General features: G+C 65.2%; 16 protein-coding genes, 1 tRNA gene and 2 pseudogenes. 14 read left to right on the top strand and 5 right to left on the bottom strand.

The genetic code is table 11. From position 1 onward, the window contains the following. The first annotated feature begins 64 nt into the window (after positions 1-64). Positions 65-1,066, top strand: coding sequence for a threonine dehydratase (locus tag NG900_RS08710; RefSeq protein WP_252679832.1), 1,002 nt, complete (start codon positions 65-67; stop codon positions 1,064-1,066). A 6-nt stretch (positions 1,067-1,072) separates the two neighbouring features. Here NG900_RS08710 and NG900_RS08705 read toward each other — a convergent pair whose 3' ends face one another. After that, a complete protein-coding gene (locus NG900_RS08705) occupies positions 1,073-1,765 on the bottom strand; it encodes a TerC family protein (RefSeq protein WP_252679301.1) in 693 nt (230 codons plus the stop codon). Between the two features lie 498 nt (positions 1,766-2,263). On the opposite strand from NG900_RS08705, the gene egtD reads away from it, so the two are divergent. Next, a complete protein-coding gene (egtD, locus tag NG900_RS08700) occupies positions 2,264-3,310 on the top strand; it encodes an L-histidine N(alpha)-methyltransferase (RefSeq protein ID WP_252679290.1) in 1,047 nt (348 codons plus the stop codon). Between the two features lie 64 nt (positions 3,311-3,374). Beyond that, positions 3,375-4,673, top strand: coding sequence for an ergothioneine biosynthesis protein EgtB (locus NG900_RS08695; protein ID WP_252679288.1), 1,299 nt, complete (start codon positions 3,375-3,377; stop codon positions 4,671-4,673). Between the two features lie 67 nt (positions 4,674-4,740). Here NG900_RS08695 and NG900_RS08690 read toward each other — a convergent pair whose 3' ends face one another. After that, positions 4,741-6,603: a DEAD/DEAH box helicase gene (locus NG900_RS08690; RefSeq protein ID WP_252679286.1), complete on the bottom strand. Its 1,863-nt coding sequence runs from the start codon at positions 6,601-6,603 to the stop codon at positions 4,741-4,743. Positions 6,604-7,090: 487 nt separating this feature from the next. Between NG900_RS08690 and NG900_RS08685 the strand changes: the two genes are divergently transcribed. Beyond that, a complete protein-coding gene (locus tag NG900_RS08685; protein ID WP_012435166.1) occupies positions 7,091-7,279 on the top strand; it encodes a hypothetical protein in 189 nt (62 codons plus the stop codon). Positions 7,280-7,391: 112 nt separating this feature from the next. Here NG900_RS08685 and NG900_RS08680 read toward each other — a convergent pair. Next, a tRNA-Arg gene (locus tag NG900_RS08680) sits at positions 7,392-7,466 on the bottom strand. A gap of 310 nt (positions 7,467-7,776) precedes the next feature. On the opposite strand from NG900_RS08680, the gene NG900_RS08675 reads away from it, so the two are divergent. Beyond that, positions 7,777-7,992 (top strand): hypothetical protein, encoded by a 216-nt coding sequence (locus NG900_RS08675; protein ID WP_252679279.1) that lies wholly within the window; start codon positions 7,777-7,779, stop codon positions 7,990-7,992. 141 nt (positions 7,993-8,133) lie between these two features. Continuing rightward, entirely contained in the window at positions 8,134-9,105 is a 972-nt protein-coding gene (locus NG900_RS08670) for a Kdo hydroxylase KdoO (RefSeq protein WP_252679278.1), read from the top strand. Between the two features lie 62 nt (positions 9,106-9,167). Here the strand turns inward: NG900_RS08670 and NG900_RS08665 are convergent, their stop codons facing one another. Continuing rightward, positions 9,168-10,079, bottom strand: coding sequence for an amino acid ABC transporter substrate-binding protein (locus tag NG900_RS08665; RefSeq protein WP_252679276.1), 912 nt, complete (start codon positions 10,077-10,079; stop codon positions 9,168-9,170). 465 nt (positions 10,080-10,544) lie between these two features. Beyond that, the gene (locus NG900_RS08660; RefSeq protein WP_252679273.1) at positions 10,545-10,751 is read right to left on the bottom strand and encodes a hypothetical protein; all 207 of its coding nucleotides are present in this window, start codon (positions 10,749-10,751) and stop codon (positions 10,545-10,547) included. 115 nt (positions 10,752-10,866) lie between these two features. Here NG900_RS08660 and NG900_RS26740 point away from each other — a divergent pair. The 8 genes and pseudogenes from NG900_RS26740 to NG900_RS08630 form a co-directional block, all read left to right on the top strand. Further along, positions 10,867-11,769: pseudogene (locus tag NG900_RS26740) on the top strand (ABC-F family ATP-binding cassette domain-containing protein); the annotation flags it as partial. Between the two features lie 201 nt (positions 11,770-11,970). Next, a pseudogene (locus NG900_RS26735) lies at positions 11,971-12,282 on the top strand (ATP-binding cassette domain-containing protein); the annotation flags it as partial. 33 nt (positions 12,283-12,315) lie between these two features. Then, entirely contained in the window at positions 12,316-12,846 is a 531-nt protein-coding gene (locus NG900_RS26730) for an ATP-binding cassette domain-containing protein (RefSeq protein WP_420804137.1), read from the top strand. Between the two features lie 148 nt (positions 12,847-12,994). Beyond that, on the top strand, positions 12,995-14,980 hold the full coding sequence (locus NG900_RS08650) for a DNA topoisomerase IV subunit B (RefSeq protein ID WP_252679265.1): 1,986 nt from the start codon (positions 12,995-12,997) through the stop codon (positions 14,978-14,980). Between the two features lie 11 nt (positions 14,981-14,991). Continuing rightward, positions 14,992-15,897, top strand: a complete 906-nt coding sequence (locus tag NG900_RS08645) for a lytic transglycosylase domain-containing protein (protein ID WP_252679262.1) — start codon at positions 14,992-14,994, stop codon at positions 15,895-15,897. Between the two features lie 49 nt (positions 15,898-15,946). Further along, a complete protein-coding gene (parC, locus tag NG900_RS08640; RefSeq protein WP_252679260.1) occupies positions 15,947-18,289 on the top strand; it encodes a DNA topoisomerase IV subunit A in 2,343 nt (780 codons plus the stop codon). Between the two features lie 17 nt (positions 18,290-18,306). Next, positions 18,307-18,885 carry a chromate transporter gene (locus NG900_RS08635; protein WP_252679258.1) on the top strand — a complete coding sequence of 193 codons (579 nt, stop codon included), beginning with the start codon at positions 18,307-18,309 and terminating at the stop codon, positions 18,883-18,885. Further along, on the top strand, positions 18,882-19,412 hold the full coding sequence (locus tag NG900_RS08630) for a chromate transporter (protein ID WP_420804132.1): 531 nt from the start codon (positions 18,882-18,884) through the stop codon (positions 19,410-19,412). The genes NG900_RS08635 and NG900_RS08630 overlap by 4 nt, the downstream gene beginning before the upstream one ends. Positions 19,413-19,504: the final 92 nt, after the last annotated feature.

Here is a 19,504-nt window from a genome sequence, read left to right as displayed (position 1 = left end):
GTTCACGGGCGATGTGGACGAGCAAGATGAGGCCATCGCTTCCAACTGTCTGCCGGAGATTGCCATGTCGTCCATCATCACCGCCGCCTCGCTCAATCGTGCCGGCGAACTGCGCCGCCTGCGCGCGGCTGCCGAGGTCGTCCACGCGGTGGTCCCGCCGACGCCACAGTACTGTTGGCCGTTGTTATCGCAAGCCTTGGGCACCGCTGTGTGGGTGAAGCATGAAAATCACACGGAGGTGGGCGCATTCAAGGTGCGAGGCGGGCTGACGTATCTGCACGCGCTGCGTCGCCGTGAGCCGTCATTGCGTGGTGTGATCGCTGCGACGCGCGGCAACCATGGTCAGTCAATTGCCCTGGCGGCGGGCCGGAAAGGGATGAGCACCACCATCGTCGTGCCATATGGCAATAGCGTGGAGAAGAACGCCGCCATGCGAGCGCTCGGTGCCGAGTTGATCGAAGCGGGGGAGGATTTCCAGTCCAGCCGTGAGGTGGCTGCCCAACTGGCAGCCGAGCGTAGCCTGCACTACGTGCCTTCGTACCACGAAGATCTGGTCGTGGGGGTGGCGAGCTACTGGCTGGAGTTTTTGGAGGCGACGCCGTTGGACGTGCTGTATGTGCCGATTGGTATGGGCTCGGGCATCTGCGCGGCGGTGCAAGTGCGCGATGCCCTGGGGTTGTCGACGCGCATTGTGGGTGTTGTCTCGGCGCATGCGCGCTGTTACGAGCACGCATTCGCGAGCGGGGCTGTGGTGTCGGCGCCGGTGTCAACACTGCTGGCCGATGGATTGGCCGTCCGCACGCCCGACGCGGATGCACTGGAGGTGATTCGCGCCGGCGTCGACGAGATTGTTGCCGTGACGGACGACGAGGTGGCTGAGGCCATCCGCCTGTACTTTTCGACCACGCATAACGTGGCCGAGGGCGCTGCCGCCGCGGCCCTGGCGGGTGCGTTGCAGCAGCGCGAGCGGCTCGCCGGCCTGCGTGTCGGTTTGCCGCTGACCGGCGGCAACATCGATCGCGCCTTGCTGGCGCAAGTCCTCGCCGGTCAGCCTATCTGCGCGTGACGGAGCTTAAGCCGGTTGTTGGCGGCGGCGCTGCACCAGCCAGCCGCCGCCCAGCACCACCACGAACACCAGCGCATACACAGCCCACGCCAGCGGCGGCTGTTCAGCAAAGAACGGCTTGAGGACCGGTTCCGCCACGATCATGTGCGCTGCCGTGTAGGCCAGCACCGCCGCACCGCCGTAGATGATGACGGGGAAGCGCTCGATCAGGCGCAGCACCACGCCGCTGCCCCACACCACCACCGGCACGCTGATCAGCAGACCCAGCACCACCAGCAGGAAGCTGCCGTGCGAGGCGCCGGCAATGGCAAGCACGTTATCGATACCCATCACCGCGTCGGCGATGATGATGGTCTTCATCGCTCCCATGAGCGTGGTGCTGGCGGCGCCGTGTTCGTCACCGGCCTGGCCGTCGTCGGCCAGCAGCTTCCACGCAATCCACACCAGCGCCAGGCCACCGATCAGCATCAGGCCCGGGATCTTCAGCAGCCACACCACCGCAAGCGTCATCAGGGCGCGCACGACGATGGCGCCTGCCGCCCCCCACATGATGGCTTTCTTCTGCAGCTCGGGAGGCAGGTTGCGCGCGGCCAGCGCGATAAGGATGGCGTTATCGCCCGCCAGCACAAGGTCGATCACGATGATCGATGCCAGCGCGGCAGCAAATTGCATGGTGAAGATGTCAGACAACCATTCCATGGTGGCTCCAGGTCAAACAACAATAAAAATCGGTTGACCGAACTGCATGGAGTGCTAGGGCGTGACGCTTTGCAGACCATGAAATCCGGTTGCAAAGGTCTTGCTCGACACAAACAGGTGGGGAACCTGCTGGTGCCGGCACGACCGGAGGCGATTTTCTGCCTCGTCTTGACGATCGCGCCTGGGGCTGAAGAACCCCCGAGCTACTCCCCTTTGGGAAGCCAGCATTATAGCGCACGCGGTGATTGCTGCGGCGCAAAAGCGCAACCCCCACGTCTTATGGCGGCGTGTGCTGTTTTTCAGCGGCGCGGGTGATTTTTACGTTCGACGCCATGCAGCATTGCAGCGCACTCAGGTGAAAGAACGGTGGCGTTGTCACAAAGCGGCGCCTACGCTGCAATTTTCTGAGCGCATCACCCGTGCGGAGCCCATGGCACATTTCTCGCTGCCACTGGCCTTCATGCAGTACCGTGCCGTTCCACCCACAACGGAGACACCATGCAGGCCACCAAGCCGTCCGCCGATGCCTATGCCCACCGCGCGCTGGCCCGTCTGATCCAGCCGCAGCCGACCGTCGACGCCGTCGGCGCAGGCTTGACGTTCTACCAACTCTTTACCGAAGACGACGCGGCTCTGCGAGCCGAGGCCGAGACCGGCTTGCTCGCCACGGCAGCCAGCATCAGCCCGAAGTTCTTCTACGACGCGCTTGGCTCACGCCTGTTCGAGGCGATCACCGATCTCCCCGAGTACTATCCGACCCGCACCGAAGCCGCGATCTTCAGTCTGCACGGGGCAGAGATCGCCCTGCGCGTGGGGCGAGGTGCCACGCTGATCGATCTGGGTGCCGGTAATTGCGAGAAGGCCGCGCGCCTGTTCCGCACGCTGGCGCCGTCGCGCTATGTGGCCATCGATATCTCGGCGGATTTTTTGCGCGACACGCTGCGTGGGCTTGCGCGTCAGCACCCGAAATTGCCGATGGTCGGTATCGGTGCGGACCTGTGCGCGCCGCTGGTGTTGCCCGATGCCGTGGGCGACGGCCGCCGTGTGTGGTTCTACCCCGGTTCAAGCCTCGGCAACTTCACGCCGGAAGAGGCAGGGGCGTTCCTCGCCCGCCTGCGCGAGGCTTCTGCGCCGGGTGACAGCGTGCTGATCGGCATCGACCTCATCAAGGACACCCGCCGGCTCGAAGCGGCCTACGATGACCCGCTAGGTGTGACCGCCGCGTTCAACCTGAATGTGCTGCGCAATCTGAACCGTCTGCTGGGCGCCAATTTCGACGTGCGCGACTGGCGCCATGTCGCGCTGTATCGCGCCGAATCACATCGCGTCGAGATGCACCTCGAGGCCCGGCGCGATGTGACGGTGCGCTGGGGCAAGTACGCGCGCGCCTTCGCCGCCGGTGAGCGCATGCTCACCGAAAACTCCGTCAAATACGATCTGCCGCGCCTGCAGGCCATGTTTGCCGATGCCGGGTTTGAAGACCTGCACGCCTGGACTGACGTTGGCTGCGACTTCGCCGTCTGCCACGCGAGCGTGGGGCGTTAGGCCCGGGCGGCGTGTCGGTGGGGCGATGCGATAATGGACCGATTCCCGCCCGAGGTTTGCCGCGATGGCTGAATTCTTCATGCTCCCCGATCCGACCTTCATCGGATCGCTTCCCGACTGGACCGACGGTCGTCGCCTGCCGCGCCAGGGTATCGCGCACAGCCTTGTCGACGCACGCAACCGCACGCTTGCGTTGCTATCCGCGTTTGGCGACACACAGCGCGGCTGGCAGATCGAGCGTGTGCCGCACCATGCGCCGCCGCTCTGGACGCTCGGCCAGCTAGCTTGGTTTGCCGAGTTCTGGTGCCTGCGCGAGCCGCGCCGCAACGGCAGCGACACCATCGAAGACGGCGCCGGCACCGAGTGGGACCTCGCACTTTGGCAAGCCACGCTGCCCGCAGCGCTGGAAGGCGCCGACGCGTTCTTCGACATGGACCGTATGCCGCCCGATGCGTGCTGGGAACTGACGCTGCCCGGCATTGCAGCGATCAAGCAGTACGCCCACGACGTGCTCGATCGCGCGCTGCGCAAGCTCGCCACGCTGGGTACCGATGACGATGCGGCGCTCGAGCCGTTCCGCTGGGCGGTCTTCCATGAAGACCTGCGCGCCGAGCATCTGCATGGTCTGCTGCAGTTGCTCGGCCTGCAACCTGCCGGACAACCACCGCTGGCCGCCGTTGCCGTGCCAGCCGCGCAGACACTGGCCTTGCCAGGTGGCCGCTTCCAGATGGGCTGGCCCGATGCCGATGGCTTCTTCTTCGACAACGAGTGTCCGCCGTACCGCACCTACGTGCCGGCGTTCGAGATCGATGCGCAGCCGGTTACCAACGGTCAGTACCTCGAGTTCATCGAAGACCGTGGCTACGACCATCCTCAGTGGTGGTCGCCGGCAGGCATGGAGTGGCTGATGATGCAGGAGCGCTCGGCGCCACTGGGGTGGCAGCGTGACCCTGCCACGCGCACGTGGCAGGCGCTGCGCTACGGCCAGGCGCGCACGCTCAACCGTGACGAGCCCGTGCGCCATGTGAGCCTGTACGAGGCGCAGGCGTGGTGCCGCTGGGCGGGCCGCCGCCTGCCAACCGAGGACGAATGGGAGATGGCCGCGGTGCAGGGCCGCGCCGGCTTCCACTGGGGGCAGGTGTGGGAGTGGACGTCATCGCCATTCGAGCCGTATCCGGACTTCGTGCCGGGTGTGCCGCGCGGCAGGGTGGCCAGCCTGTCGGCGCCGCATTTCATGACGATGCAGACGGTGCGAGGCGCCGCAGCGCATACGCCGCAGCGTGCGCGTCACCCACGTTTCCGCGGCTTCGTGCTGCCGGAGCGCGACGACATCTTCATCGGCTTCCGGACCTGCGCGCTGTGAACCCGGCGTCGGTAAAAGAAAAGGCCCCTTGCGGGGCCTTTTTCACAGGGGCGATGCGTTCAGCCGATCAGCGATCGAAATCGCGCGAGCGGCCCTTGCTGCCGTAGCTGTCACGATTGCCATCGCGGTTGCCGTAGCTGCGGCGCGGGGCACCGTTGGTGCTGTCGTTGCCGAAGCGGCTGCCGCCGTTGTTGTCACCGAAGCGACGCGGGGCGCCTTCGCGGTTGCCATAGCTTTCGCGGTTGCCGTCGCGATTGCCATAGCCGCCGCCGTTGCCGCCGGCGCTGTTGCCGTAGCCACGGTTGCCGTCTTGCGTGCGGGCCGGGCGCTGTTGCCAGTCGCCACGGTTTTGCTGGCCTTGGCCGTACGACTGACGCGGGGCGCGGTCGTCACGGTTCCATTCGCGTTGGCCACCTTGGTAGCCGCCGCTGCCGTTGCGATCATCGCGGCGCGGGGCGAAGCCGTCGCGGTCGCCGCCGAAGCTGCGCTGGAAGCGGCCTTCGCTGGTGCCGCCGTTGCCACCTTGGCGTGCGCCGTAGCCTTCACGCTGGCCACGATAGCCGCCGCCACCGTTGTTGCCACGGTAACCGCCACGGTCGCCGCCGGCACGCGGGCCGCCGGTGCGGGGCTTGGGCGAGCGCTTCGGCTCCAGGCCTTCCACCACGGACGCGTCGATACGGCGATCCACGAAGCGCTCGATACGGCGCCATTGGAACGTGTCGTTGTGGTTCACCAGGTTGATGGCGACACCGCTGCGGCCGGCGCGGCCCGTACGGCCGATGCGGTGCACGTAGTCTTCGGCTTGCTTGGGCAGGTCGAAGTTGACCACGTGGGTGATGTCCGGCACGTCGATACCGCGGGCGGCCACGTCGGTGGCCACCAGCACGCGCAACTGGCCACGGCGAAGTGCCGTCAGCGTGCGGTTGCGCGCGCCTTGGTGCATGTCGCCATGCAGGGCGCCAGCGGAGAAACCGTGCTCCGTCAGGCGCTCGGCCAGCGAGTCGGCATCACGCTTGGTCGCCGTGAAGACGATGGCCTGCTTGAGCGACGCATCGCGCAGCAGGTGGTCCAGCAGCTGCTGCTTGTGCGACATGTCGTCGGTGAAGTGCAGGCGCTCTTCGATGTGGCTCTGGTCAACCTTGGCGGCCGCGATTTCGATACGCTGCGGGTCGCGCATCATGCGCTCGGCCAGTTGCTCGATGCGGCGGTCCATGGTGGCCGAGAACATCAGCATCTGGCGCGTGGCCGGCGTGGCGCCGACGATGGCTTCGATGTCGTCCGAGAAGCCCATGTCGAGCATGCGGTCGGCTTCGTCAAACACGAGCATGTCGAGCGCCGACAGGTCGATGCGGCCCGAGTCGATGTGGTCGAGCAGGCGGCCCGGCGTGGCGATGATGATGTCCGGCATGCGGGCCAGCATGTCGAGCTGCTTCGGATAGGGCATGCCGCCCAGGATGCTCGCGCAGACGATGCGGCGCAGATGGCGACCGTACTGTGCGGTAGCGGTCGTCACTTGCAGGGCCAGTTCACGCGTGGGCGTGAGCACCAGCAGCGACGGCTTGGCCGGGGCCGGGCGGGGGCGGCGGCCCTTCATGCGTTGGGGCGGACCGTCCATGCGCGGGCGCTGCGGCTCGGGCTGCTCGCTGATGCGCTGGATGGCTGGCAGGATGAAGGCGGCGGTCTTGCCCGAACCGGTCTGGCTCGTGACCAGCAGGTCGCGGCCCGACAGGCAGGCCGGAATGGCTTGCGCCTGCACCGGCGTCGGCGTGGTGTAGTTCACTTCGCCGAGCGCGCGGACGATGCGGTCGTCCAGGCCCAGCGCGGCAAAGGCGCTGGCGCGGGTGGCCGCTTCGGCGAGGAGGTTGTCGGTATTGGTGTTGATGGTTTCAGCGTGCGCAATGGCGCCGCTGCCGTCTTGAGGCTGCGTCATGTCGAAAAGGTAGTAAGGCTGCCGCGCCGACTGCAACACATGAAGCAGGCGACGGAAATGGGATACGGCGACCGGTTAATCACGGGCGTCGGCGCCAATCGGATAAGGCCGGTTCGACAGACGGGCTGCAGAACGGACAGACGGGGGAGTGGGCCGGCCTCAGGCTGAATGTGAATCACATGGATCAGCGAGGTAGGGCGGCGGTCCCTGCGGCGTGATGTGAATCCACGCGGGAGATCGGAGACGATGCCAAGCACAATGGCAATCGGCTGCGCATGCAACGGGCGGGATTCAGGTGATGGGCACTGGTATCGAAACCAGCACATCAGCCAACCGCGGACCGAAAAATACGGCAGTAAGCAGCCAAGCAACGAACTATAGCACGAATTTTTGCAGTGCGTCAAAGTATATGTGTCGCTGCTTGCCGGATCGGGCGCGCGACCTATACTCCAGAGACCGGCCATGCTCACGGGCCGGAAAGGGGCGGATGATGGAATTCCCGATGGCCTTCTCCAACCTATACCTGTTGCTCGCCGTTTGCGTTGCGGGCGTGATCGGACTGGCGTCTGCGCCATTGGTGATCCGAGGTGCGCGAGTAGGGATCCGCGTGCTGCTGACGATCATCGGGGTGCTGATCGGGCTGCTCGTGCTCGAAGCGCTGCCGGTGTTGACCTAGATGGCCTCGGGCCATCCGCAGCCATAGGCCCGCCCGCGTATGGCGGGCCTCTTCGTTTCTGGGTGGCCGGAAAACAAAAGCCAGGCGCGTTGCCTAGCTTTGTCGTGTCTGGTGGTCCCGCCGACAGGAATCGAACCTGTATCTCACGCTTAGGAGGCGCGTGCACTATCCATTGTGCTACGGCGAGCAACCCACCCGGGTGACGCAGACGGCCACCCGAGCGAGCCGCGATTCTACGCAATTTGCCAGACCAAAACCAGCCGGCGTCAGGCGTGACCGGCCGGCGCCGACACCGCTACCGAAGCCACATGAAACGATGATGACGTCATCGGTTCTGTAGGTTGCCGCCAACAAACAGGGCGTGGATTCGATCAAGCAAACGCTAAATAAAACGAACGATCGGTCAAAGAATCAGAATTAAGTATTACGAACTTTGCATGGTTGTTCACGGAAGTTATCCTTTCACACCATTCCAGAAATTCCCCTAGGCGACCAACATGCTGACATCCGAAGAGCGGGACGATCCGTGGACGGTGGAGTCGTCGCTGGAAAGCCTGCTACCCAAGCATCGGCCCGGGACGGTGGATCGCCCGATCTACTTCCGTCATACCGACACCCCCGACGGTCACGTCATCAAGCAGTTTCCTGACGGCTCGCGCCAGCTCGTGCGCTTTGTCGGCCTGGAAGAGCAGGTCGTCAAGCACTTCCTGTAAGCCTATTTCTCTGTTCACGGCGGTAGGCGGCGACACCTGGTCACATGCCGTACGACATGCAGTGTTGTGTTCCTGAGGATGCACTGAGTTGGTGAGCGTTTTATCATTCGCCATTATTTTTAAACAGCGATTGATAAGTTCATGAAAAGTGTGCAAGGGCTGGTGCCGGGCAAGCCGCCGGTGCAGCGCGATCACCCGGGCGAGCAAGCGGGAGTAGCGCCACCCGCCATCGACATGGTGGTGCCTTGGCCGGTGCGCGAGTGGCGGCCGGCTATTACGCCCAACGAATCAGTTGCCATGCGCGGCGCACTCGAGCGCGGCAATGTCCTGCATTTTCCGGACCTCGATTTTCCGTTGGACGCGCGCGAGCAGCGCTTTCTCGATGCGCGCTGGTCTGACGGCAAAACGAAGAACATCAACCTGCGTGTCAATGAGACGACGGTGCGCGGTGCAGTCGGCGAACCGGCCGATCTGCGTGATCTCGCCACGCTGATCCGCCGCTATGCCGATGCGGCGGAGCGGCTCATCCTCACACTGTTTCCCGACTATGGTCCGCACCTGAAGCGCGCCGGCACGTCGTTGCGCCCGGCCGAGATCGCGGGGCGGCCCGTGAGTTGGCGCAAGGACGATACCCGTTTGCATGTCGATTCGTTTCCGTCGAACCCGTTGCATGGCCAGCGTCTTTTGCGCGTGTTTCACAACGTCGACCCGGATGCGTCGCGCGTCTGGCGTATCGGCGAGCCGTTCGCCGACTTTGCCCAGCGCTTCGTGTCGAAAACGCGTGGCATGCTGCCGGGCCAATCGTGGCTGATGCATGCGTTGCGCATCACCAAGCGTCCGCGCTCGGAATACGACCACCGCATGCTGCAGCTCCATGATCTGGCGAAGGCCGATCTGGCGTATCAGCGCAGTGCTCCGCAGCAGACGTTCGAATTCGCGCCCGGCGCCACGTGGGTGGTCTTCAGCGATCAGGCGCTGCATGCCGCCATGCGTGGTCGCGCGATGATGGAGCAGACGTTCTACCTGGACCCGGCCGCAATTGCCGACCGCACGCATTCGCCCGAAGCGGTGCTTTCGCGCCTACTAGGCAAGCCGATGCTGCCGCAGCGTTAATCGCGCCCAAAGAAAAACGCCGCCGTGCAAGGCGGCGGCGTTGTTCACTCACGCGGCGTGGTTCAGTCGGCGACCTTGTCGCTCGGGTACTTGAACGAATCGCGCAGCAGGAAGCTCATCGGAATATCGAGCTTTGCGCCGTTGGGCGGAATCGGCTGCTGGAACCACTTCCTGTAGAGCTTGTCGGCGTCGTAGTCGAGGATGATGTTGGTCATCGCGCGATCGACGAGGTGCTTGAATTCGGCGTCGTCCTTGCTGAGCATGATCGCGTACGGCTCGACCGTCAGCATGTCGCCGACCACGGCATAGTCACCCGGGTTCTTGGTGTTGGCGCGAAAGCCGTAGAGCAGCACGTCGTCCATCGGAAACGCGTCGGCCTTGCCGGCTTCCACCATCGCGAACGACTCGGCGTGATCCTTCGCTTCAATGAACTTCATGTTCAGCACGCGCACGTCGTTCATCTTGCGCAGCTCCGCCACGCTGGTGGTGCCCTTGGTCGTGACGACGGTCTTGCCGCGCAGGTCGTCCCACTTGCGGATGCCCGACGAGGTCTTCACGATCATGCGGATGCCCGCGATGTAGTGCGGCACGGTGAAGGCCACCTTTTCGCGGCGTTCGCGGTTGTTGGTGGTCGAGCCGCATTCGAGGTCGGCCTTGCCCTCGGCAATGGCGGGGATGCGGTTTGATGACGTGACCATCACGTACTGCACCTTGAGGTCGGGGCGCTTGAGATCGGTGCGCAGCTTGTCGACCACGCGCAGGCACAGGTCCATTGCGTAACCGACCGGCTTCTTGTCGGCGTCGTAGAACGAGAAGGGCACGGAGCTCTCGCGGTGCGCCACCCGGATGGTTCCGGTGTTGCGGATGCGATCGAGTACGGGTGTGGTGGAGGCCACGGCGGAGGCCGGCGCAAAGATGCACAGCGAGATGGAAAGCAGCGCTGCGATCGGCAGCGTGCGCTTGAAGCACAGCATGGTTGTATCCCCCGGGACAGAAAATAGCGGCCCGCCTTGTCGTTATGTCCGGCTTGTGGCCGGAGGGCCTGCCGCATGATAAGGCGCAGTGCAACAACGTGCAGGGTGGTGCTTTTCCGGTGTTGTAAGGAGGCCGCAAGACTCAATGGGCGGTTCTAGCGTCGGCTGTGACAGCCGCCTCGCGGTGGTGCGTCGTGCACATACGGTGTGCGCTGACGGCGCCGCCTTTACCCTGCGCTTGGTGCGGCGCACGCGCCCTCGGTGCATGCTCGGTGCAGCATGCGTTGCTGCGGTGCGAAGCCGCACGGGGCTTGGCGTTATGGGTTTCTCCCTACCGGGTTTGTCCTGACTGCCCGAGACGGACAAGGGGCGCTATGCTCCGGCCATGTCTTGTTCGCAAGGCATCGAGGAGAGACTCTTCCGGCCCGCCGAAAGCGGGCCGTTTTCTTTGGTGCGCGCGTGCATTTAGCGTTGATCGGGCAGCACGTTGCCGGGCTGCGACGACTGGCGGGGCCAGTTCGAGAACGCGAAGATCCACAGCGCCACCAGATTCACCAGCGGCACCAGCACGAGCAGCGTCCACCACTGCGAGAAACCGGTACGCAGCAGAATCTGCCGCACCGGAATGCCTGCCACGATCAATACGATCAACAGCCCGAACAGTCCGCGCATCAATGTTCCCCTTGGGTCATGGTGTGGATGGAGTGCCGGAAAAGCGTGTCCGGCGGCACAAGCGTTATAGCACTCGCATGTGCAACCGCAATGATGCCGGTCGGCCGGCGCGTGGATGCAGTGCGGGGCGACTACAATACGCGCCTTCTGGCCGCACGCGGCCCGCATCCTTGTTCACTCCAGCATGGCCCTGTTTTCCATTACCGATGCGCAACTGGCGTTCGGCCACGTGGCGCTGCTCGACCACACCGATTTCTCGCTGGAAGCCGGCGAGCGCGTCGGCCTGATCGGCCGCAACGGCACCGGCAAGTCGTCGCTGCTCAAGATCGTGGCGGGCACGACGGCCCCCGACGACGGCCTGATCGCCCGCCAGAGCGGTGTCACCTCGGCCTATGTGCCGCAAGAGCCCGTATTCGATCCCGACCAGACCGTGGCCGAGGCCGTGGCGATGGGCGTGCCGCATGCCGCCGGCCTGCTGGCGGAATACGAAGCGCTCGTCTCGTCGATGGGCGATTCGCATGACGAAGAGGCGCTGCACAAGCTGCACGCCCTGCAAGCGCAACTCGACGCCGCTGACGCTTGGCAACTGCGCACACGCGTGGAAACGACCATCGCCCAACTCGGCCTGCGACCGGACGCACGCATCGGTTCGCTCTCGGGCGGGCTGACCAAGCGCGTCGCGCTCGCTCAGGCGCTGGTGGGCGCGCCCGACATCCTGCTGCTGGACGAGCCGACCAACCACCTCGACTACGACTCTATCCGCTGGCTCGAAGATCTGCTGCTCGCTTTCCGCGGCAGCGTGTTGTTCATCACGCACGACCGCGCGTTTCTCGACCGCGTGGCCACGCGGATCATCGAGCTGGATCGCGGCAAGCTGCGCTCGTACCCCGGCAACTTCACGGCGTATCAGGAGCGCAAGGCGCAGGAGCTGGAAGCCGAAGCGCTGGAAAACGCGCGCTTCGACAAGCTGCTCGCGCAGGAAGAAGTGTGGATTCGCAAGGGCGTGGAAGCCCGCCGCACGCGCAGCGTCGGCCGCGTGGCGCGGCTCGAGCAGATGCGTGTGGAGCGCCAGGCACGCCGCGAGGTCCAGGGCAACGTGAAGCTGGAGGTGTCGCAGGGCGACCGCTCCGGCAAGATCGTCGCCGAGCTGATCGACGTGACCAAGCGCTACGGTGACAAAACCGTCGTCGACAACTTCACCGCCACCATCATGCGCGGCGACAAGGTGGGCATTCTCGGTGCCAACGGCGTCGGCAAGACCACGCTGCTCAAGTTGATCCTGGGCGAACTGGCGCCCGATTCGGGCACGGTGCGCAATGGCACCAACCTGCAAGTCGCGTATTTCGACCAGATGCGCGCGCAGCTGGATCTGAACCGCTCGCTGGCCGACACCATCAGCCCCGGTAGCGACTGGATCGAAGTCAACGGCCAGCGCAAGCACGTGATGAGCTATCTGGGCGACTTCCTGTTCCCGCCTGAGCGTGCGCGCTCCCCGGTGGCATCGCTCTCCGGCGGCGAGCGCAACCGCCTGCTGCTGGCGCGCTTGTTTGCGCGCCCGGCCAACGTGCTGGTGCTCGACGAACCGACCAACGATCTGGACATCGACACGCTGGAACTGCTGGAAGAACTGCTGCAGGAATACAGCGGCACGGTGTTCCTGGTCTCGCACGATCGCGCGTTCGTCGACAACGTCGTCACTTCGGTGATCGCGGCCGAAGGGGAGGGCCGTTGGCGCGAATACGTGGGCGGGTTCTCGGATTGGCAGACGCAATCGGCGCGTGCCGCGCAGATCGCGCAGGCCGCCAAGCCCGTCGCCGAAGACAAGAAGCCCGAAGCCGCCAAGCCGCGCGAGCGCGCCACGGTCAAGCTCAGCTACAAGGAGCAGCGCGAGCTGGATGCGTTGCCCGCCACGATCGAGGCGTTGGAGGCGGAGCAAAAGCAGCTCGGCGCCGAACTGGAAGACGGCACGATCTACGGACGTGACCCCGAGCGCGCCCAAAAGCTGGCCGAACGCCACGAAGCGATAGAGCTGGAGCTGCTGGAGGCGCTGGAACGCTGGGAAGCCCTCGAAGGCAAGCGCGCCGGCACCGCATAAAGCACCCACATGTCAGCGGAATGTCGACTGTGCGTCGCATTCCGGGGCTGACAATCCCTCCGCATTGTCAAAGGCAGCTTCCTTTACAATGCGCGCTGCATTCCGGTGCTCAGGGCAGACCCTGAGCCCGCCAGTCTTTCCGCCTTCCATGAGCAAAACCTCCCAATACAGCGAATCGTCGATCAAGGTCCTCAAGGGCCTGGAACCGGTCAAGCAACGGCCGGGCATGTACACGCGCACCGACAACCCGCTGCACATCGTGCAGGAAGTGATCGACAACGCCGCCGACGAGGCGTTGGGCGGCTTCGGCAAGCTGATCGCCGTGACGCTGCACAAGGACGGCAGCGTAAGCGTGGAAGACGAGGCGCGCGGCATTCCTGTCGGCATCCACCCGGAAGAGGGTGTGCCGGTGGTCGAGATCGTCTTCACGCGCCTGCACGCGGGCGGCAAGTTCGACAAGGGGCGCGGCGGCGCGTACGCGTTCTCCGGCGGTCTGCACGGCGTGGGCGTGTCGGTTACCAACGCGCTGTCGACGCGGTTGGAAGTGACGGTCTGGCGCGACGGCAATGTGTCGACGCTTACGTTCTCGGGCGGCGACGTCATCGAGGCGCTCACCACCCGCAAAGCCGAGCGCGGCGAGAAGAAGAACGGCACGCGTGTACGCGTGTGGCCCGACGCCAAGTATTTCGATTCCGAGAACATCCCGCAGGCCGAGCTGCAACGCCTGCTGCGCAGCAAGGCCGTGCTGCTGCCGGGCGTGAAGGTTGCACTCACGCTGGAAAAATCCGGCGAGACGGTTGAATGGCAGTACGACCAGGGCCTGCGCGGCTATCTGGTGGAATCGCTCGCGCAGGGCAGCGGCGCCGAGCCGGTGATCCCGCTGTTTGAAGGCGAGCATTTTGCCGACCCCGACAAGCCCGGCGAAGAAGGTTTCGCCTATGGCGAAGGCGCATCCTGGGTGGTGGCATGGACGGAAGAGGGCTCGCCGGTGCGCGAGTCGTACGTCAACCTGATCCCGACGCCCGCTGGCGGCACGCACGAATCCGGCTTGCGCGAAGGCCTGTTCCAGGCCGTGAAGAGCTTTGTCGAGATGCATGCGCTGCTGCCCAAGGGCGTCAAGCTGATGCCTGAAGACGTGTTCGCACGCGCCTCGTTCGTGCTGTCTGCCAAGGTGCTGGACCCGCAGTTCCAGGGCCAGATCAAGGAGCGTCTGAACAGCCGCGATGCGGTGCGGCTCGTCTCCACCTTCAGCCGCCCCGCGCTGGAGTTGTGGCTGAACCAGCACGTCGATCACGGCAAGAAGCTGGCCGAACTCGTCATCAAGCAAGCGCAGGCGCGTACGCGCGCGGCGCAGAAGGTCGAGAAGAAGAAGGGCTCCGGCGTGGCCGTGCTGCCCGGCAAGCTGACCGATTGCGAATCCGACGACATCACCCGCAACGAGCTCTTCCTGGTGGAAGGGGACTCCGCCGGTGGCTCGGCCAAGATGGGCCGCGACAAGGAATACCAGGCCATCCTGCCGTTGCGCGGCAAGGTGCTCAACACGTGGGAAACCGAACGCGACCGCCTGTTCGCCAACAATGAAGTGCACGACATTGCGGTCGCCATTGGCGTGGACCCGCACGGGCCGAACGACACGATCGACCTCTCCGGCCTGCGCTACGGCAAGATCTGCATCTTGTCGGACGCTGACGTGGACGGCGCGCACATCCAGGTGCTGCTGCTCACGTTGTTCTTCAAGCACTTCCCGCAATTGATCGACCGCGGGAATGTATGCGTGGCCCGGCCGCCGCTGTATCGTGTCGATGCGCCGGCGCGCGGCAAGAAGCCCGCGCAGAAGCTCTACGCGCTGGACGACGGCGAACTCGAAGCCATTGAAGACAAGCTGCGCAAGGACGGCGTGAAGGAAGGCGCCTGGCAGATCTCGCGCTTCAAGGGCCTCGGCGAAATGAGCGCCGAGCAGCTCTGGGAAACCACCATGAACCCCGACACGCGCCGCCTGCTGCCCGTGAAACTGGGCGAGCTGGGCGAAGAGCAGACCATCGGCGTGATGAACATGCTGATGGGCAAGGGCGAAGCCGGCGCGCGCCGCACATGGCTGGAAGCGCGCGGCAACGAGGTTGAGGCCGATATCTGATAGCCGACACGATGAAGCTATTCCGACGTTTCGCGTTCGCATTGATGGCGCTGGCCCTGTTGGCCAGCCAGCCGGCGCGCGCGGACGTTTACGGCTACATCGACGAGAATGGTCTCGCGCATTTCGCCTCCGAGCGCGTGGATGATCGCTACGTGCTGTTCATGAAGGGCGCCGCAGTAGCCGGCAAGGCGGACAAGGCAGACGAGAGGGCCGACACCGCCATCGCGCTGCCCGCCACGGAACTGCCCGACGCCGATGCCTACCTCAACGCCAGCAAGCGCGATGCACTCGACAACGGCACCGGCATGCGTCAGCGCCTCGTGCGCGCGGTGCTGCAGCACCCGAACGTACCGACGGTCGAGCCGCTGATCCGCCAGGCTGCCAACAAGCACGGCATCGACCCAGCGCTGGTGAAAGCGGTGATTGCCGCCGAATCCGGCTTCAACCCGCAGGCCGTGTCGCCCAAGGGCGCGATCGGGCTGATGCAAGTGATTCCGGACACGGGCGCACGCTACGGCGTGACCGGCGACGCGCGCCGCACAGCCGCGCAGAAGCTGGCCGACCCGAAGACCAACATCACCACCGGTGTGCGCTACCTGAGCGATCTGCTGCGCATGTTCTCGGGCAACCTCGAACTCGTGCTGGCCGCCTACAACGCCGGGGAGGGCGCGGTGCAGAAGCACGGCAACGACATTCCGCCCTATGCCGAGACGCAGAATTACGTGAAGACGGTGCTGCAGTTCTACCGTTACTACAACCCGATGGCTGCCTCAGTTGCCAAACCTGCGGGCTTCGTGAACGTGAGCGCCAACGGCGTCATGGCTACGCGCAAGCCGGGCCGCACAGGCCGCCCGGCGCGCATCGAACTCGTATTGGACCCGGCCACCGGCGTGGCCACCAACATCCCACAACATTGATTCTGGCGGCGCCGCACCTTTGAAGCGCGCCGCTTTCGCTTGAGCCTCCATGGAACAACAAGACATCCTCTTCGACCCCAGCGAGCCGGCCGAAGCGCTCACGCTTGGCGCCTACGCCGAGCGCGCCTATCTCGACTACGCCATCAGCGTGGTCAAGGGCCGTGCGCTGCCCGAGGTGGCCGACGGCCAGAAGCCCGTGCAGCGCCGCATCCTGTTTGCGATGCACGAGATGGGCCTGCGCGCCGATGCCAAGCCGGTCAAGTCGGCGCGCGTAGTGGGCGACGTGCTGGGTAAATACCACCCGCACGGTGACCAATCGGCCTATGACGCGCTCGTGCGCCTGGCGCAGGATTTCTCGCTGCGCTACCCGCTGATCGACGGCCAGGGCAACTTCGGCTCGCGCGATGGCGACGGCGCTGCCGCGATGCGGTACACCGAAGCGCGCCTCACGCCGATCTCGCGCCTGCTGCTCGAAGAGCTGGACCAGGGAACCGCAGATTTCGTCCCCAACTACGACGGTTCGATGGACGAGCCGAAGCTGCTGCCGGCACGCCTGCCGTTTGTGCTGCTCAACGGCGCATCGGGCATTGCGGTGGGCATGGCGACGGAGATTCCGTCGCACAACCTGCGCGAAGTCGCCAACGCGGCTGTGGCGCTCATCCGCGACGACAAGCTCACCAGCACCGACCTGATGCAGTACATGCCGGGCCCGGACTTCCCGGGCGGCGGGCAGATCATTTCGTCGGCGGCGGATATCGCCCAGGTGTACGAAAGCGGCCGCGGCAGCCTGAAGGTGCGCGCACGCTGGAAGATCGAAGAACTCGCACGCGGCCAGTGGCAACTGGTGGTCAACGAACTGCCGCCCAACACCTCGTCGCAGAAGGTGCTGGAAGAGATCGAAGAGCTGACCAACCCGAAGGTGCGCACGGGCAAGAAGTCGCTGTCGCCGGATCAGCTGCAGATGAAGCAGACCATGCTCGGCCTGCTCGATGCGGTGCGCGATGAGTCGGGCAAGGACGCGCCGGTGCGTCTGGTGTTCGAGCCCAAGAGCAAGAACCTCGACCAGCAGGAATTTGCCAACGCGCTGCTGGCGCACACGTCGCTGGAATCGGGCGCGGCCATCAACCTGGTGATGATCGGCATGGATGGCCGCCCGCGCCAGAAGGGCCTGGCCGAGATCCTGCGCGAGTGGATCGCCTACCGTTTTGCCACGGTCACGCGCCGCACGCGGCATCGCCTGGGCAAGGTGGAAGACCGTATCCACATCCTCGAAGGCCGGCAGATGGTGCTGCTGCGCATCGAAGATGTCATCCGCATCATCCGCGAGAGCGACGAGCCCAAGGCCGCGCTCATCCAGGCCTTCAACCTGAGCGACCGCCAGGCCGAGGACATCCTGGAAATCCGCCTGCGCCAGCTCGCGCGCCTGGAAGCCATCAAGATCGAGCAGGAGCTGAAGAGCCTGCGCGAAGAGCAGGGCGAACTGGACGTGCTGCTGAAGTCCGAGACCATGATGCGCCGTCGCATCATCAAGGAGATCGAGACCGACGCGAAGCAATACGGCGACGATCGCCGCACGTTCATCCAGGAAGAGCGCCGTGCCGCCGCCGAGGTGAAGGTGGTCGACGAACCGGTGACGGTGATCGTCTCGCAGAAGGGCTGGGTACGTACGCGTCAGGGCCATGGCCATGACGCCACGCAGTTCGGCTTCAAGGCAGGCGACACGCTGTACGACACGTTTGAATGCCGCACCACCGATGCGTTGCTGATCTTCGGCACGCGCGACGACAAGGGCACGGGCCGCGTCTATTCCGTGGCCGTGGCCAACCTGCCGGGCGGCCGCGGTGACGGTGTGCCGCTGACCACGCTGATCGAACTCGCACCGGGCACGCACATCGCCCACACGTTCGCCGGCCATGTCGAGCAGAACCTGGTGATCTCCACGCGCGGCGGCAACGGCTTCCTGGCCAAGGTGGGCGACATGGTCGGCCGCCAGAAGGCCGGCAAGGCGTTCCTCACGCTGGATGAGGGCGACCAGCCCAACAAGCCCGCACCGGCGCCGGCCGATGCCTATGGCGTGGCCTGTCTGTCCGAAGGCGGCCGCATGCTGCTGTTCCAGATCAGCGAGCTGAAGACCCTCGCCAGCGGTGGCCGTGGCGTGATCCTGATGGAGCTGGAGAAGAACGAATCGCTGCTCCAGGCATTGGCATTCGGTGCGGCCGGCTTCGTCCTCTCGGGCACCGGCCCGCGCGGCGGCAAGGCGGTCGAGCAGACCATGACGACCCGCACTCAGGAGCCGTACGCCGGCAAGCGCGCACGCAAGGGCAAGACGCTGGAGCCCAAGCTGCGCGATCCGAAGCTGTCGTTGCCCAAGCCCGCTCCGGAAGCTGCCTGATTTCACCACCTGACCCGATGAGCGACCCGTACGCCGAGCCCGCCGCCGCTGCTGACGCAGTCGCAAACGTTCCCTCCTGCCGCAAGCTCTTCACCGAGTTTGCACGGATGGGGCTGTCGGGCTTCGGTGGCGTGCTGCCATTTGCGCGCGCCGGCATCGTCGACCGCAATCGCTGGCTGTCCAACGCCGAGTTTGCCGAGCTGCTGAGCCTGGGCCAGGTGCTGCCGGGCCCGAACATCGTCAACCTCTCGGTGATGCTCGGCTACCGCTACCACGGTGTGCGCGGTGCGGCGGCTGCGATGGGCGGGCTGGTGCTCGTGCCCGCCGTGGTGCTGTTGCTGATCGTCATGCTGTACGACCACTTCAGCGCGCTGGCACTGGTGCAGAACCTGCTCAAGGGCATGGCGGCGGTGGCGGCGGGACTGGTGCTGTCGACGGCCGTCAAGCTGGCGCAGGGGCAGTCGCGCACGTGGCGCGCCATCGGCATCGGTCTGGCCGTGGTCCTGACGATCGGTGTTCTGCAGTGGCCGCTGCTGCCGGTGATGCTGGTGCTGATTCCGCTCGCGCTCGTGCTGGAGTGGAGGGCCACGCGGTGACGTACCTCACCACCGTCTTCGATCTGTTCTGGCACTTCCTGGTGCTGTCGTTCCTCGCCATCGGCGGGGCCAGCTCGACGCTGCCCGACATGCACCGCTTCCTGGTCGATACGCGCCATTACATGACCAGCGAGCAGTTGAGCGCCATGTACGCCATTTCGCAGGCCGCACCCGGGCCGAATGTGCTCTTCGTCGAGCTGTTCGGCTGGCAGGCGGCAGGGCTGGGCGGGGCGATTGCCTCGCTGGTCGGCATCTGCGGCCCGTCGTGCGTGATTGCCGGTGTCATCGCGCGGGTGATGCACCGCTCGCCCGATGCGCGCTGGATCGGGCTGGTGCGTCGCGGCCTGGCCCCGCTCACCATCGGCCTGCTGTTTTCCACGGGCTGGATTCTGGCGCGTGGCGCCGACAACAGCTTCGGCACCGTCGCACTGACGGTGGCGACCGTGGTGGCCTGCACCTTCACCCGCGTACATCCGCTGATCCTGGTGGGGCTTGGCGCGCTGGTCGGCGGGCTGGGCTGGGTCTGAAACGTACCGCCAAAGCGCTTCTTGGCGCTCCCGCAGGCGGTTTGATCTCTTTCATTTCCTTCCACGCAACCTGAACAACGCAGGTGACGGCG

The organism is Ralstonia soli (genome assembly GCF_023955655.1).
GTDB classification, from domain to species: domain Bacteria; phylum Pseudomonadota; class Gammaproteobacteria; order Burkholderiales; family Burkholderiaceae; genus Ralstonia; species Ralstonia soli.
The sequence above is the reverse complement of the archived record's forward strand: the minus strand, read 5'-3'. Positions and strand labels throughout refer to the sequence as shown.